At 73.6% G+C, this 14669-nt stretch carries 17 protein-coding genes; 7 read left to right on the top strand and 10 right to left on the bottom strand.

Going from position 1 to position 14669, the window contains the following annotated elements; all coding sequences use genetic code 11:
* Positions 1 to 96: 96 nt before the first annotated feature.
* On the top strand, positions 97 to 531 hold the full coding sequence (gene dtd, locus ACIRBX_RS31390) for a D-aminoacyl-tRNA deacylase (RefSeq protein WP_402302181.1): 435 nt from the start codon (positions 97 to 99) through the stop codon (positions 529 to 531).
* Between the two features lie 30 nt (positions 532 to 561).
* Here dtd and ACIRBX_RS31385 read toward each other — a convergent pair whose 3' ends face one another.
* The 3 genes from ACIRBX_RS31385 to ACIRBX_RS31375 all read right to left on the bottom strand — a co-directional run bounded on the left by ACIRBX_RS31385 (position 562) and on the right by ACIRBX_RS31375 (position 2678).
* Positions 562 to 1518 carry a YgfZ/GcvT domain-containing protein gene (locus ACIRBX_RS31385; RefSeq protein ID WP_402302180.1) on the bottom strand — a complete coding sequence of 319 codons (957 nt, stop codon included), beginning with the start codon at positions 1516 to 1518 and terminating at the stop codon, positions 562 to 564.
* Between the two features lie 10 nt (positions 1519 to 1528).
* Complete coding sequence (locus tag ACIRBX_RS31380; RefSeq protein WP_402302179.1) at positions 1529 to 1978, bottom strand: Fur family transcriptional regulator; 450 nt, start codon at positions 1976 to 1978, stop codon at positions 1529 to 1531.
* A gap of 94 nt (positions 1979 to 2072) precedes the next feature.
* The gene (locus ACIRBX_RS31375) at positions 2073 to 2678 is read right to left on the bottom strand and encodes an FABP family protein (protein WP_402302176.1); all 606 of its coding nucleotides are present in this window, start codon (positions 2676 to 2678) and stop codon (positions 2073 to 2075) included.
* Positions 2679 to 2955: 277 nt separating this feature from the next.
* Between ACIRBX_RS31375 and ACIRBX_RS31370 the strand changes: the two genes are divergently transcribed.
* Positions 2956 to 3318 (top strand): DsrE family protein, encoded by a 363-nt coding sequence (locus ACIRBX_RS31370; RefSeq protein ID WP_402302175.1) that lies wholly within the window; start codon positions 2956 to 2958, stop codon positions 3316 to 3318.
* A 14-nt stretch (positions 3319 to 3332) separates the two neighbouring features.
* On the opposite strand, the gene ACIRBX_RS31365 is transcribed toward ACIRBX_RS31370, so the two are convergent.
* The 7 genes from ACIRBX_RS31365 to ACIRBX_RS31335 all read right to left on the bottom strand — a co-directional run bounded on the left by ACIRBX_RS31365 (position 3333) and on the right by ACIRBX_RS31335 (position 8612).
* Positions 3333 to 3602: a DUF3099 domain-containing protein gene (locus tag ACIRBX_RS31365; RefSeq protein ID WP_402302173.1), complete on the bottom strand. Its 270-nt coding sequence runs from the start codon at positions 3600 to 3602 to the stop codon at positions 3333 to 3335.
* A gap of 35 nt (positions 3603 to 3637) precedes the next feature.
* On the bottom strand, positions 3638 to 5710 hold the full coding sequence (locus ACIRBX_RS31360) for a serine/threonine-protein kinase (RefSeq protein WP_402302171.1): 2073 nt from the start codon (positions 5708 to 5710) through the stop codon (positions 3638 to 3640).
* 179 nt (positions 5711 to 5889) lie between these two features.
* Entirely contained in the window at positions 5890 to 6180 is a 291-nt protein-coding gene (locus tag ACIRBX_RS31355) for a DUF1416 domain-containing protein (protein ID WP_057227860.1), read from the bottom strand.
* A gap of 36 nt (positions 6181 to 6216) precedes the next feature.
* Positions 6217 to 7053 (bottom strand): sulfurtransferase, encoded by an 837-nt coding sequence (locus tag ACIRBX_RS31350; protein ID WP_402302169.1) that lies wholly within the window; start codon positions 7051 to 7053, stop codon positions 6217 to 6219.
* A gap of 217 nt (positions 7054 to 7270) precedes the next feature.
* On the bottom strand, positions 7271 to 7351 hold the full coding sequence (locus ACIRBX_RS31345) for a putative leader peptide (RefSeq protein WP_350529122.1): 81 nt from the start codon (positions 7349 to 7351) through the stop codon (positions 7271 to 7273).
* 184 nt (positions 7352 to 7535) lie between these two features.
* Positions 7536 to 8255, bottom strand: coding sequence for a hypothetical protein (locus tag ACIRBX_RS31340; RefSeq protein WP_402302166.1), 720 nt, complete (start codon positions 8253 to 8255; stop codon positions 7536 to 7538).
* A 45-nt stretch (positions 8256 to 8300) separates the two neighbouring features.
* Complete coding sequence (locus tag ACIRBX_RS31335) at positions 8301 to 8612, bottom strand: MoaD/ThiS family protein (RefSeq protein ID WP_402302163.1); 312 nt, start codon at positions 8610 to 8612, stop codon at positions 8301 to 8303.
* Positions 8613 to 9276: 664 nt separating this feature from the next.
* Between ACIRBX_RS31335 and ACIRBX_RS31330 the strand changes: the two genes are divergently transcribed.
* From ACIRBX_RS31330 to ACIRBX_RS31310, 5 genes are all read left to right on the top strand, one after another.
* Positions 9277 to 9987, top strand: coding sequence for a response regulator transcription factor (locus tag ACIRBX_RS31330; protein ID WP_402302161.1), 711 nt, complete (start codon positions 9277 to 9279; stop codon positions 9985 to 9987).
* A 180-nt stretch (positions 9988 to 10167) separates the two neighbouring features.
* Complete coding sequence (locus tag ACIRBX_RS31325; RefSeq protein ID WP_402302158.1) at positions 10168 to 11211, top strand: LacI family DNA-binding transcriptional regulator; 1044 nt, start codon at positions 10168 to 10170, stop codon at positions 11209 to 11211.
* Positions 11212 to 11310: 99 nt separating this feature from the next.
* On the top strand, positions 11311 to 12333 hold the full coding sequence (locus tag ACIRBX_RS31320; protein WP_402302156.1) for a S1C family serine protease: 1023 nt from the start codon (positions 11311 to 11313) through the stop codon (positions 12331 to 12333).
* Between the two features lie 84 nt (positions 12334 to 12417).
* The gene (locus tag ACIRBX_RS31315) at positions 12418 to 13191 is read left to right on the top strand and encodes a response regulator transcription factor (protein WP_402302155.1); all 774 of its coding nucleotides are present in this window, start codon (positions 12418 to 12420) and stop codon (positions 13189 to 13191) included.
* On the top strand, positions 13188 to 14654 hold the full coding sequence (locus tag ACIRBX_RS31310; protein WP_402302153.1) for a sensor histidine kinase: 1467 nt from the start codon (positions 13188 to 13190) through the stop codon (positions 14652 to 14654). The genes ACIRBX_RS31315 and ACIRBX_RS31310 overlap by 4 nt, the downstream gene beginning before the upstream one ends.
* Positions 14655 to 14669 lie beyond the last annotated feature (15 nt).

Raw genomic sequence — 14669 nt, 5'->3', positions numbered from 1 at the left:
GAGGGGTCCCGGTCGGCGGGCCCAGTGCGCCCCCGGCGCGCAGCTCCGCCACACGCGCCGGGGGCGCGTTGTGACGCCTGGGGCAGAATGTGCCGCATGCGAGCAGTGGTGCAGCGGGCCGCCGAGGCGGCCGTGACGGTGGACGGCGAGACGGTCGGCGCGATCGAGGGCCCGGGGCTCTGCGTCCTGGTCGGCGTGACGCACGAGGACACCCCGGAGAAGGCGGCCCAACTGGCCCGCAAGCTCTGGACCCTGCGGCTGTTCTCGCACGGCGAGACCGAGCAGAGCTGCTCGGACATCGACGCGCCACTGCTGGTGATCAGTCAGTTCACCCTGTACGGCGACGCCCGCAAGGGGCGCCGCCCCACCTGGAACGCCGCCGCGCCCGGCCCGAAGGCCGAGCCGCTGGTGGACGCCGTGGTGGCCGAACTCCGGGCGCTGGGGGCCACCGTGGCCACCGGCCGGTTCGGCGCGGACATGAAGGTCAGCCTGGTGAACGACGGGCCGTTCACCGTGCTGCTGGAGATCTGAAGGCTCGGGCCCCTGCCGACACCGGGCCGGTCAGGCCGGGACGATCACGTCCTGGCTGCCCGGCACGCCGTCGGCCAGCAGCACCTCGTCCACCGGCACGTTCCGCTTCACCAGGGCCAGCGCGATCGGCCCCAGCTCGTGGTGGCGGGCCGAGGAGGTGACGAAGCCGACCGGGCGGTCCTGGCCCGGTCGGAGCACCTCGGCGCCGTGCGCGGGCAGCTTCTCCTCGGTGCCGTCCAGGTGCAGGAAGACCAGCCGGCGCGGAGGCCGGCCCAGGTTGTGCACCCGGGCGACCGTCTCCTGGCCCCGGTAGCAGCCCTTCTGCAGGTGCACCGCGCTGGTCAGCCAGTCCACCTCGTGCGGGATGGTCCGGTGGTCGGTCTCGAAGCCCAGCCGGGGCCGGTGGCCCTCGATCCGCAGCGCCTCGTAGGCCCAGATCCCGGCCGCCGGGCCGTAGCCCGCCGTCAACGTCCCCAGCTCCGCACGCGGGACGAACAGGTCCCGCCCGTACGGGAGTTCGCGCACCGCGAGGGCGCCCTCGGCGGACGCCGCGGAGCCGGCCGGCAGGTGCACCACGGCCAGCTCGTCGGACCGGTCGGCGACCTCGACCCGGTAGAAGAACTTCATGCTCTCCAGGTAGCCGATCAGCGCGGCCTGGGTGCCCGGCTCCACGTGCGCCCAGGTGGTCTCCCCGTCGTCCACCAGGTAGAGCGCGTGCTCGACGTGGCCGTTCGGGGAGAGGATCAGCGCCTCGGTGGCCTGCTGGGCCGGCAGCGCCGAGACGTGCTGGGTGAGCAGCAGGTGCAGCCAGGAGAGCCGGTCGGCGCCGGTGACGGTGACCACCGCCCGGTGCGAGAGGTCCACGAAGCCGCGCCCGGCGGCCAGTTCGCGCTGCTCGCGGAAGAGGTCGCCGTAGTGCGCGGCCACCCCCTCGTCGGCTCCTTCGGCGGGGACGGCACCGGGCAGGGCAAGCAGCGGACTCTTCATGCCCGCAAGCTTACGACTGCGGCGCGTCGAGCTTGGCGGTGCAGTCGGCACAACGGCCGAAGATGGCGAAGTGCTTGAGGTCGGTGTCGAAGCCGTGCGCCGCCTTCAGGCCCGCCACCAGCGGGGCGGCGACAGCGGTGTCGGTCTCGGTGACCGACTCGCAGTCACGGCAGACCAGGTGCAGGTGGTGGTGACGGCCCGCCAGGTGGTAGGTCGGGGCGCCGTGGCCGAGGTGGGTGTGCGAGACCAGCCGCAGCTCCTCCAGCAGCTCCAGGGTCCGGTAGACGGTGGAGATGTTGACGCCGCTGGCGGTCCTGCGCACCTCGTGCAGGATGTCGTCCGGGGTGGCGTGGTCCAGCCGGTCGACCGCCTCCAGCACCAACTGCCGCTGCGGAGTGAGCCGGTACCCCCGCTCGCGCAGGTCGGCCTTCCAGTCGGAGGGGGTCTCGGTGCCTGCCACGGTTCCTGCCCTGGGTCTCGTCGAGGTCGTGCCGACAAGTGTAGGGACCGGCCGGGGGCCGGTCCCTACCTCGCCGGGCCGGTGCCCGGACGGCTCAGCGGAAGAACGCGATGCCGTCGTCCGGCAGGTCCGCGATGTCCTGGATCAGCTTCGCCGGGTTGAGCACCTTCTTCAGCTGCGCCGACATGTACGGGCGCAGCGGCACCTCGGGCGCGGACTTCTCGCCGACCCAGGCCAGGTCCTCGCCGTTGACCAGGCCGTACAGGCGCTTGCCGCCCGAGTAGCGGATCTCGTCGCTGATCCGGGCGACCGCGTCGGTGGCCAGGTCGATCTGCGGCTTGCCGTCGTGCAGCTTGCCGTACCAGATCTCCACGGTGCCGTCGTCGCGGACCGAGGAGACCTCGATCTCGCGCTCGCCGCTGGTGCCGTGCTGGTTGGTGGTGACCCGCCAGAAGGCGTGCTCGGTCTCCAGCGGACGGATCTTCTCGCCCTCGGCGTCCAGCTCCCAGCTGCGGGAGCGGAACTCCAGGAACGGCCGGCCGTCGTGCCGGAACACGATCTCCTGGCCGAAGTTGCACTTCTCGGTGCCCGGGCCCTCTTCGCCGGGCAGGGGGGCGTAGACGCCCGCGCCCTCCCAGGTACCGAGGAGGAAGGCCAGCGAAACGACGTCCGGGTGGAGGTCAGAAGGGATCTCGATCATGTTCCTGGTCGCTGTCGTCGGGGTGGAACCTCAACCGTACGGCAGTGGTCAGCGCTGGCCCTGGTAGAGCTTCATGACGGCGAAGACGGCGAACCAGGTGACCAGGAGGGCCACCAGGATGAGCAGACCGTCGAAGAAGATTTCCAGACCGGACACGGGGCGCTCCCAGATGCGGCGTTGCGGAGACTGAACAGGACGGCCCGAGTCTATCGGCCCCTACCGCGGCGGACTCGGTGAGCCCCGCCACGTGGCGTGGAGCGGCTTATAGGGTGTCAGCATGCCGAAGAAGCTGGTCATCAAGGTCACCGCCGGGCCCGAGGCGCCGGAGCGCTGTTCACAGGCGTTCACGGTGGCGGCGGTCGCCGTCGCCAGTGGGGTGGAGGTCTCGCTCTGGCTGACCGGCGAGGCGTCCTGGTTCGTGCTGCCGGGGCGGGCCGCCGAGTTCGAGCTGCCGCACGCCGCACCGCTGCCGGACCTCCTGGAGTCGGTGCTGGCAGGCGGTCAGGTCACCCTCTGCACCCAGTGCGCGGCGCGCCGGGGCATCGAGGAGAAGGACCTGATCGAGGGCGCCCGGATCGCCGGGGCGCAGCTCTTCGTGCAGGAGATCATGGCCGAGGACGTCCAGGCACTGGTCTACTGACGGCCCCGTCCCTCTCATCGGCCCTCGTCGTCGGGGCGGTCCCGGTCGTGGCCGGGGTCGTCCCAGCGCGGATCGTCCCAGCGCGGGTCGTTCCACCAGTCGTCGTCCGGGTCGCGCTTGTTCGCGAAGACCGCCGCCACCGGCGGGATCACGGCGGCGAAGACGCACATCCCGATCGCCACCGGCACCGACCACAGGCGCACCACGGCCCAGGCCAGGACGAACGTCGTCAGGCAGACGCCCATCATGACGAAGTACCAGCGGTGTCTCCGGCGTCCCTGCACCCTTCCACCGTACGGCGGTTGACCGGCCCGGCGGGTCAGTTCCGGGTGGTGCACAGCACGGTGGCGCCGCCGTTCACCTCCAGCTGCCGGTACTCGGCCGTGTCGTCCGGACCCCGGCGGCACCCGTCGGCCGGCAGCGGCGCCGGACGGACGGCGACGGTCCGCAGCACCGCGTCGTAGCCCTGGGCGGCGGGCGGCGCCGCGCAGTCCCAGCGGAGCAGCAGGTCCTCCGCCCGCACCTTCGGCTGCCCGCCCTGCTCCCGGACCGGGAAGCAGTCGCCCTCCCGGTACTGCCGCTCCACGCAGAGGGTGGTCTCGGCCATCGGCGCCGGGTGCGTCCAGTTGGTGCGGCCGGGGCCGCCGGGGCAGTCCCCGGGGTGGACGCCCGGACTCGCCGCGAGCACCTTGAGGTACGCCCCGGGGGCGTCGCAGGCCACCTCCTCCGGCAGCGGTGTCGACCAGGCACCGCCGGGCGTCCGCTCGGTGCGCAGGCACTCGCCGGCCGCCACGCCCTGGAACGCCAGGTTGGCGATCAGCCCGGGGTCGTCGGTGGGCGGGGTGGCGGGCGGGGAGGCCGGCGGTGTGGTGATCCGGGCGGTGGCGCCTCCCGCTCCGGGGGCTCCGCCCCACTGCCAGGGCCGGAGGATCACGGCGCCGGCCGCCACCACGAACACCAGCACCCCCGCCAGCAGGACCGGCCACCAGCGGGTGCGGGGCGGCTCCGGCCGCCGCTCCGCCGGCCCGGCGGGCGCGGGCGACGGCGACGGCGACGAGGGGGACGGGGACGGCGAGGACGGCGAGGGGACCGAGGCCCGCCGGAGCGGGACGGTCGCGGCGGACGGGACCACGGGTGGCGCCGGCACCGGGCCCGCCGCCGCTTCCGCTTCCTCGACGGGCGGCCGAACCGCCGGCGGGCCCACTGCGGCTGACGGAGCGTCAATCGACGGGCGCCCAGGGGTCGGCACACCGGGGGCCGACGCGGAGGCCGGTGCACTGGGAGCCGGTACACCGGGAGTCGGGCCGCTGGGAGCCGGGCCGGAGGGAGCCGGGCCGGAGGTCGCGGGTGGCGCGGCGGGCGTGGGCGGTCCGGCGGACGGCGCCGGGACGTAGCCGGAGCGGCGCACCCGGCCGAGCCGGGCGGGGGTGGACTCCCCCGGGCCGCCCGGGATCGGGGCCGGGCCGGGCGGGTGGGCCCGCTCCAGGTCCCGGCCGCGCCGCTCGTACGCGCCGATCAGTGCCGTCCAGCGGGGCGGCAGCCAGCGGCTCCCGCTGGAGGAGACCGGCAGGCCGTCCAGTGAGGCGAGGAAGGCGGCGTGCAGTTCGGCGGGGGTGGGCCGGTCGGCGGGGGCGGCGGCCAGGCAGGGCACCACCAGCGGGATGAGCTCCTTGGGCAGGCCGGTCAGGTCGAGCCGGTTGTGCTGCACCAGGGCCAGCAGGTGCAGGGTGTCCTGGTGGACGGGGTAGGGCGGGCGGCCGACGGCGAGGTGGAACAGCGTGGCGCCGAGCGAGTAGACGTCGGAGGCGGCCTCCGAGCGTTCGCCCCGGGCCTGTTCGGGCGAGGTGAAGGTGAGGGTGCCGAGGGTGAGGCCGGTGCGGGTGAGGTCGGCGGCGTGCGAGATGCCGAAGTCGATCAGCCGGGGGCCGTCCAGCGGCAGCAGGATGTTGGAGGGCTTCACGTCCCGGTGCACGATCCGGTGCGCGTGCAGCACCATCAGCGCCTCGGCCGTCCCGGCGGCCAGCCAGCGGACCGCGGAGCCGGGCAACCGCCCGGCGGTGCGCACCAGTTCGCCGAGCGAGGGGGCCGGCACGTAGTCGAGGGCCAGCCAGGGCGGGTCGCCGTCCGGGTCGGCGCCGCGCACCCGGACGGTGTGCTCGCTCTCCACCCGCTGGGCGAGCCGGGCCTCCCGGGCGAACCGCTGCCGGTCGACCCACTCCGAACTGCCCTCCGGCAGCAGGGTCTTGACCGCCGCCAGCGGCCCGTCCGCACCGTCCTCGCGGGCCAGGTAGACCCGGCCCATGCCGCCGGCCCCCAGCCGTCCGAGCAGCCGGTACGGCCCCAGCCGGACCGGGTCGTCCCCGGCCAACGGCACCACCCGTGCCCCAGTCATCGAGCTCCCCCCGCCCTCCGCCGGCTCTCTCCCCTCCCATGAGAACCGGCGGGTAGGTCGCAGGGCAACCACCCTACGGGGTAAGGCGTCCGACACCGGGACGGCGGACGGCCCCGCCCCCCTGTCGCCAGGGGTGACGGGGCCGCCGTCGCTCACACGGATGGCACCGTGACGGGTCCTCAGACCGCGATCGCGACCTCGGTCTGGGCGCCCTGGGAGGCGACCACGACGCGGTCGACGGTCGCGCCGGGGACCAGCGCGCGCAGCGTCCACTTGCCCGGTCGGGCGAAGAAGCGGAACTGCCCGGTCGCCGAGGTGGGCACCTCGGCCGTGAACTCGCCGCCCTCGTCGAGGAGGCGGACGTAACCGTTGACGGGCTCGCCGTCGCGGGTCACGGAACCCTGGATGATCGTCTCCTTGGCCACGTCAACTCCTGCCAGGTCGGGGCCGCCGGCCTTCGCACCGCACATGTCTCTGTTCCTTCCCTACGGTTCGAGCGCCGGGGCTCAGTTGTCGCCGAGCGCGATCGGGACGCCGACCAGGCTGCCGTACTCGGTCCACGAGCCGTCGTAGTTCTTGACGTTGGTCTGGCCGAGCAGCTCGTGCAGCACGAACCAGGTGAGCGCGGAGCGCTCGCCGATGCGGCAGTAGGCGATGGTGTCCTTCGCCAGGTCGACGCCCTCGGCGGTGTAGAGCGCCGCGAGCTCCTCGTCCGACTTGAAGGTGCCGTCGTCGTTGGCGTTCTTGGCCCACGGGATGTTGCTGGCGGTCGGGACGTGGCCCGGACGCTGGGACTGCTCCTGCGGCAGGTGGGCCGGGGCGAGCAGGCGGCCGGCGAACTCGTCGGGCGAGCGCACGTCGACCAGGTTCAGGGTGCCGATCGCGTTCACCACGTCGTCGCGGAAGGCGCGGATGGACTTGTCCTGCTCCTGGGCCTTGTACTCGGTCGCGGCGCGCTCGGGCACCTCGGTGACCAGCTCGCGGGCGTCCAGCTCCCACTTCTTGCGGCCACCGTCGAGCAGGCGGACGTCACCGTGGCCGTAGAGCTTGAAGTACCAGTAGGCGTACGAGGCGAACCAGTTGTTGTTGCCGCCGTAGAGCACCACGGTGTCGTCGTTGCCGATGCCCTTCTTGGAGAGCAGCGCCTCGAAGCCGGCCTGGTCGACGAAGTCGCGGCGGACCGGGTCCTGGAGGTCCTGCTTCCAGTCGATCCGGACCGCGTTGCGGATGTGGTTCAGCTCGTAGGCTGCGGTGTCCTCGTCGACCTCGACGACGACGACCTTCGGGTTGTCGAGGTTCGCCTCGACCCAGTCGGCGTCGACCAGGACGTCACTGCGGCTCATGGTGGTGTCTCCATCCGGGGGCGGTACTGCGGAAGGTGTGTGCGGGCAGCACCCGGCGGCAGCCCGTACCGATCCTCGTCTCGGATGCCGAGACGGGAACGGGTGCAGCCGGGGTGGGGCAAGAGATCGGAGGCCGAGGGGGCCACGGCAGGAACTACCAGGCCAGAGTGCTCGGCGGGGGTGGACGGGGCCGGACGTGCCGGTCAGAACCGCCCGGTCAGCGCATTCGACACAGGCAGGCGGACACGCGGCACAGGTCTACCGCCCGCCGCTTCGTGAGGTCCGCCTGTCGCTTCATGCCGACGATGCTAGGGAACCGGTACGGCCGCTGTCATCAGCATGTCGAATACTGAGACGAATCGACTCGCATTCCGAGATGCCGAGCGATCGCGCCGCTCGGCCACCCGGCCCCGGGCGACCCGGGGGCGCCCCGGCCGTCCGCTCCGGCTTGACCATGGACACCCCGTCTCGACAGGCGGACGTCAGGGCAGCAGCGCCGAACCGATCCAGGCCAGCGGCGCGGCCACCGCCAACGGCAGCACCACCCCGGCGGTGAAGTGCACGAACCTGGACGGGAAATCGTACGAGGCGACCCGTCGTCCGACCAGGGCCCCGACCGCCACCAGCACCGCCTGCACCGGCGGGCCGCCGGCCAGCACCCCCGCGGCGGTGCCGAGCAGCAGCGCCGCCGAGGCGGCCACCGCCGCCGGGGCCGGGCAGGACGCCAGCAGCACGGTGACCGCCACCGCCAGCAGCGCGGCCGGGGTGTGGGTGCCGAGCAGCAGCGAGGCCTCCAGCCCCGCCAGCAGCACGCCCGAGCCCAGCACCGTCAGGGCGTAGAACCGCTCCGCCGGATCGGCCGGCCGGAAGGTCTGCCAGACCAGCACCACCACCAGGTACACCCCGAGCGCGCCGAGCAGCCCGGCCGCCCCGTGGGTCAGCACCGCGAGGTCCGCCACCACCCCGGCCAGCGCCACCCCGGCGATCCCCTGCCGGGCCGGCCACATCCCGTGCAGCCGGAACCAGCCGACGGCGGTCAGCGCCTGAGCCGCCGTCAGCCCGGCCGCCAGCCCGTACCGCCCGCCGAGCAGCGAGGCCGCCGCCAGCACCCCGCACAGCCCTGCGGTCAGCGCCGCGACCGACGGGCCCGGCTCGACGATCGGCGTCCCGGTCCGGCGGACCGGCTCGGCGGTGAGGGTCATGCGGTGCTCCTCGGCGGTTCGGGTGCGGGCAGCTGCGACGGACCGTCAGCCGCCGGCGAAGGGCGGCAGGGCCTCGACGGTGGCACCGGGCGGGAGGGCGACGGTGGCGTGGTCGCGGTTGCCGACCTGCTGACCGTCCACCAGGTAGGAGCAGTGCGCCAGCACCTGGTGCAGCCGGGCGTTCCCGGCGTGCCGCGCCCGGACGGCCGCGAGGGCCCCGGCCAGGTCGCCGGCGGGCACCTCCTCCTCGGCCAGCCCGGCGGCGGCCTTGGCCGCCGCCCAGTACCGGACGGTCACCCGGGCGGCCCCGGGGTCCGTCACCCGCGCGGTGGAAGTGTGGTCCGCGATCGCCGTCATGGCTGTCCTCCTCTACGTCCCCGCCCGGTGCGACGCCCCCGCCCTGCTGCCGGGGCACCCACGCCAAAGGTGTACACGTACGGTGCGGCCGGTGCGGCTCCCATGATGGACCGCCCCGACCCGGATGCCGTAACCCCGCTGCTCGCGCGTGGCGCGCGACGGCACCCGGAGAACGCCGCCGGACGCCCCCGGGTCACGCCCGGACGGCCGCAGTGTGGCCCAGGCATCGTTGCGTGCCCCTCCCCTGCCGGAGGGTGGTCGGCTATTCTCGTGGCCAGAGAGGGACCTGGGCAGAGTCGCCCCCGGGTCCTTTTGTGCTTTCAGGACGCCACGTACGGATGGCCTCCGGGAGCCGGTGCCCCACCCGCACCGGCCGCTCCGGAGGGCCGCCCGGCCGGTGCTCCGCACAAGGACGTGCGGGGCACGGACGGGCGGTGTGCGACGGGAGCAGACCGGAAGGTTCGCGGATGAGCAGGGCAGTGACGGAGCACCAGGCGCACCCGGGGTTGCGGGACCCCGCCCGTGCGCCCCGCCCCGCACTGTTCACCCCCGAACCGGTCGCGTCTCGCCCCTCGGACGTCCTCACCCCCACCCCTCGCGTCGCCGACGCTCCGTCAGGAGCGCCGGCCGCGTCCGCGACGACCCCGAAAGGGGACCACCGGGTATGAGTTCGCTCCTGCTCCTCACCAACGCCCTGCAGCCCTCGGCCGAGGTGCTGCCCGCCCTCGGACTGCTGCTGCACAACGTCCGGGTGGCCCCCGCCGAGGGCTCGGCCCTGGTGGACACCCCGTCCGCCGACGTGATCCTGGTCGACGGACGGCGCGACCTGCCGCAGATCCGCAGCCTCTGCCAGCTGCTCCGCTCCACCGGCATCGGCTGCCCGCTGGTCCTGGTGGTCACCGAGGGCGGCCTGGCCGCCGTCACCGCCGAGTGGGGCATCGACGACGTCCTGCTGGACACGGCCGGCCCGGCCGAGGTCGAGGCCCGCATCCGGCTGGCGATGGGCCGCATGCAGGTCACCGCCGACGACAGCCCGATGGAGATCCGCAACGGCGACCTCTCGGTCGACGAGGCCACCTACTCGGCCAAGCTCAAGGGCCGGGTGCTGGACCTCACCTTCAAGGAGTTCGAGCTGCTGAAGTACCTGGCGCAGCACCCGGGCCGGGTCTTCACCCGGGCTCAGCTGCTCCAGGAGGTCTGGGGCTACGACTACTTCGGCGGCACCCGGACGGTGGACGTGCACGTGCGGCGGCTGCGGGCCAAGCTCGGTGTCGAGCACGAGCAGCTGATCGGCACCGTGCGCAACGTCGGCTACCGCTTCGTCGTCCCGGAGAAGGGCGAGCGCACCGAGCAGCGCACCCCGCAGGACGCCTGACCGGGGGTCCGCCGGACCCCCGGCGGACCCCGTCGGACGTCCGGCGGACCGTCGGCTCCGACCGCCCCCGCCGAACGACCGTCCGTTCTGTCCGACTGTGCCCCGGGCTGTCCGGTGCCGGTCGGCCGGACGGCGGGTATCCCCCCTGACTGCGCCCAGCCACCCGCGTAGACTCCCCCCGTGGCCAAGGTGACGCGCGACGATGTAGCCCGACTGGCTGGGACTTCGACCGCGGTCGTCTCCTACGTCATCAACAACGGGCCGCGCCCGGTCGCGCCCGCGACCAAGGAGAAGGTGCTCGCGGCGATCGAGCAGCTCGGCTACCGGCCGAACAGCGTCGCCCAGGCGATGGCCTCCCGGCGCACCAACCTGATCGGCATGGTCGTCCCCGACGCCCGCCAGCCGTTCTTCGCCGAGATGGCGCACGCGGTCGAACGCGCCGCCTCCGAGCGCGGCAAGCTGGTGCTGATCGGCAACTCCGACTACGTGGACGACCGCGAGGTGCACTACGTCCGCGCCTTCCTCGGCATGCGGGTCTCCGGCCTGATCCTGGTCAGCCAGGGCCCCTCGCAGCGGGCCGCCGAGGAGTTCGCCGCGATGGAGGGCGCCAAGGTGGTGCTGCTGCACCGCCGCCCCGAGGCGATCGACGACGTGGCCGTCACCACCGACGACGTCGGCGGCGCCGAGGCGGCCGTCCGCCACCTGCTGGAGGTGCACGGGCACGCCGCCGTGGTCTGCTTCGGCGGCCCGGTCGAGTCCCCCGCCCCCGGCGACCCGGTGATCGACCACGTCGAGGGCTGGGAGCGGGCGATGACCGCGCACGCGCTGCCGGTCGAGCCGCACCTGGTGGACGCCCCGTTCCACCGCTACGGCGCCTACGAGGTCGCCGTCGAACTGCTCCGCTCGCCGGACCGCCCGACCGCGATCTTCTGCTCCACCGACGACCAGGCGATCGGCGTGCTGCGGGCCGCCCGCGAGGTCGGCCTGCGGGTCCCGGAGGACCTGGCGGTGGCCGGCTTCGACGACATCCCCGAGGCCGCGCTGGCCGACCCGCCGCTGACCACCGTCGCCTCCGACCGGGACGCGATGGCCCGGGCCGCGGTCGACCTGGTGCTGGACGAGTCGCTGATGGTGCCCGGCTCGGAGACCGAGCGGGTGCGGACCTTCCCGTCCCGCCTGGTCATCCGCCGTTCCTGCGGCTGCGGAGGCCCCTCGGGCGCCTGAGCCCGGCCTGACCAGGCTTTATGAGAAGCCAACGGGCTTCTCGGCTGACTCTGATTCGGCTCTCATCCGGCTCTCATCGGCCGGGCGGACCTTGGATCCATGAGCGACCAGCAGCGAAGCACCGAAGACCAGGGTCCTTTCGTCTACGCCGACTGGACCACCACCCCGCAGCCGGCCGCACCGGCCCCGGCTTCACCGGCCGGCCCCGTCCGCACGGGCTTCCTCAAGGGCCGCCTCGCCCTGGTGACCGCCGTCGCCGTGACGGCCGCCCTGATCGGCGGCGTCACCGGCGGGGTGATCGCCGGCGACCGCGCCACCGCCACCGCCTCCGGCGGCGGCTCCACCGTGGTCAGCCCGGTCTCCGCCAACTCCGACGGCACCGCGAACGTCGCGGCGGTCAACGCGGCCGTCTCCCCCGCCGTCGTCGAGATCACCGTGAAGACCGCCAACGGCACCGCCACCGGTACGGGTATGGTGCTCAGCGCCGACGGGAAGATCCTGACGAACTACCACGTGATCTCCGGCGCGGTCGGCTCCGGCGGCCAGATCACCGTCACCTTCCAGGACGGCTCCACCGCCGGCGCCACCGTCACCGGCACCGCCGAGTCCACCGACATCGCGCTGATCACCGCCTCCGGCGTCAGCGGCCTGAAGACCGCCACCCTCGGCGACTCCGACGGCGTCCGGGTCGGCGACTCGGTGGTCGCCATCGGCAATCCCGAGGGCCTGACCGGCACCGTCACCTCCGGCATCATCAGCGCCAAGGACCGCCCCGTCACCGTCCAGGTCGACGACTCCACCACCAGTGGCAACGGCGGCTTCGGCTTCCCGAACCTGCCCGGCCTGCAGTCCCGGTCCGGCGGCTCCGGCTCGTCCTCCGCCGACACCGCCAGCTACAAGGCGCTGCAGACCGACGCCGCGCTCAACCCCGGCAACTCCGGCGGCCCGCTGATCGACGCGGCCGGCCAGGTGATCGGCATCAACTCCGCGATGTACTCCGCCAGTGGCGCCGGCGCCACCGCCGCCTCCGGCAGCGCGGGCAGCGTCGGCCTCGGCTTCGCCATCCCGATCAACGACGTCAAGCAGCTGCTGCCGAAGCTCGAAGCCGGCCAGCGGCTCTGACGCCCGCTCCGGCAGGCCCTCCTGACGGACAATGAGACCCAGCCCGACCAGCCAGACCGGACCACCAGGAAAGGCCCCGCGCCGATGACCCCGCCCGCCGACGACCGCACCCCTGCCGAGACCCCGGGCCCCACCGCCCGCATCCTCGTGGTCGACGACGAACCCGCCCTGCGGGACGCCCTGGAGAACAGCCTCGCCTTCGAGGGCTACGAGGTGACCACCGCCACCGACGGCTTCGAGGCCCTGGACGCGGTCGAACGCGACCGCCCCGACCTGGTGCTGCTCGACATCATGATGCCCCGGATGGACGGCCTCACCGCCGTCCGCCGGATGCGGTCCCGGGGCGACGCCGTCCCGGTCCTGATGCTCACCGCCCGGGACGCCGTCGGCGACCGCGTCACCGGCCTCGACGTCGGCGCCGACGACTACCTGGCCAAGCCCTTCGAACTCGACGAACTCCTGGCCCGCGTCCGGGCGTTGCTCCGCCGCTCGGCACTGGCCAGCGAGGCCGCCGCCCGCGCGGCGGTGGAGGCCGACGCCAGCGAGGTGCTGGCCTTCGCCGACCTGCGGATGAACACCGCGACCCGGGAGGTCACCCGGGACGGCAGGCCGATCGAGCTGACCCGCACCGAGTTCATGCTGCTGGAGATGTTCCTGGCGCACCCGCGGCAGGTGCTGACCCGGGAGCAGATCCTCAAGGCGGTCTGGGGCTTCGACTTCGAGCCCTCCTCCAACTCGCTGGACGTGTACGTGATGTACCTGCGCCGCAAGACCGAACAGGGCGGCATGCCGCGGATCATCCAGACCGTCCGGGGCGTCGGCTACGCGCTGCGCTCCGCGACCGGCGCGGCGGCGTGAAGCGCCTCGCGGGCTGGTACGGGGGGCGCTCGCTGCGCAGCCGGCTCGCGATGCTGACGGCTGCCGCCGTGGCGGTGGCCATCGCGCTGTCGGCGCTGGCCTGCTGGTTCATCGTCCGGGACCGGCTGTACCAGCAGGTGAAGACCAACCTCGCCAACGCGCCGCTGAGCCCGTTCGGGCCGAGGAACCTCCAGAACCTCGACTGGCCGAGCAGCAACTGCGGAGCGAACGCCGCCGCGGCCCTGACCGCCACCCAGGCCACCACCACGAAGCTGCTCGGCGGCCAGCAGCCCGGCGGGCGCGGCTTCTACCAGTGGAACAGCCAACTGGTCGCCGGGGACGGCACGGTCTGCCTCCAGTTCGGCGCCACCAAGGCCGTCACCGTCGATCCGGCCGACCTGGACGCACTGTCCTACCAGCCGAACCAGGTCAGCTACCGCGACGGCACCTACGTCGGCGGTGCACCCGCCCTGGTCCGGGTGAGCCGGTACGAGCACGTCGTGGTGCTCACCGCCAGCCCGACCAAGGAGATGCACGACTCGCTCCAGCAACTGGCCCTGCTGCTGGGCGGGGTGGCCGCGCTGGGGGTGATCGGCGCCGGGCTCACCGGGCGGCTGGTGGCGCGTTCGGCTCTCAAGCCCGTGGACCAGCTGACCAACGCGGTGGAGCACATCGCCCGGACCGAGGAGGTCGGGACCACCATCCCGGTCCGGGGTGACGACGAACTCGCCCGGCTGTCCTCCTCGTTCAACTCGATGTCGACCGCGCTCGCCAACTCCCGGGAGCGGCAGACCAGGCTGATCGCCGACGCCGGGCACGAGCTCCGCACCCCGCTGACCTCACTGCGCACCAACGTCGACCTGCTGATCCGCTCCGACGACACCGGCCGTCCGCTCCCGCCCGCGACCAGGACCAAGCTGCTGGCCAGCATGAAGGCCCAGATGCAGGAACTCACGGTGCTGATCGGCGACTTGCTCCAGCTCTCCCGCCCGGAGACCTCCAGGCCGGAGCGCGAGCACACCGTGGTGGCGCTGCACGAGATCGTCCACCGGGCGGTGGAGCGGGCCCGGCTGCGCGGGCCCGGGCTGCAGTTCGCCCTGGTGGTCGACCCCTGGTACGTGCACGGGGACGGCCCCGGCCTGGAGCGCGCGGTGATCAACCTGCTGGACAACGCGGTGAAGTACTCCCCGCCCGGCGGCACCGTCCAACTCGCGCTCCAGGACGGCCGGCTGACCGTCCGGGACCACGGGCCGGGCATCCCGCCGGACGAGCTGCAGTACGTCTTCGACCGGTTCTGGCGCTCTCCGTCCTCCCGCCAGCTGCCGGGCTCCGGGCTCGGGCTGTCGATCGTGGCGCAGGCCGTCCAGGAGGCCGGCGGCGAGGTCTCGCTCGGCCCGGCCACCGACGGCGGGCCCGGCACCGTCGCCACCGTCCGACTGCCGGGGCAGTCCACCGCCCCCTGACGGGAGCGGGAACGG

The sequence above is a fragment of the Kitasatospora sp. NPDC096147 genome, assembly GCF_044763225.1.
Taxonomy (GTDB): domain Bacteria; phylum Actinomycetota; class Actinomycetes; order Streptomycetales; family Streptomycetaceae; genus Kitasatospora.
Note: the sequence above shows the minus strand (reverse complement) of the source record. Positions and strands in the feature narration are given on the sequence as shown.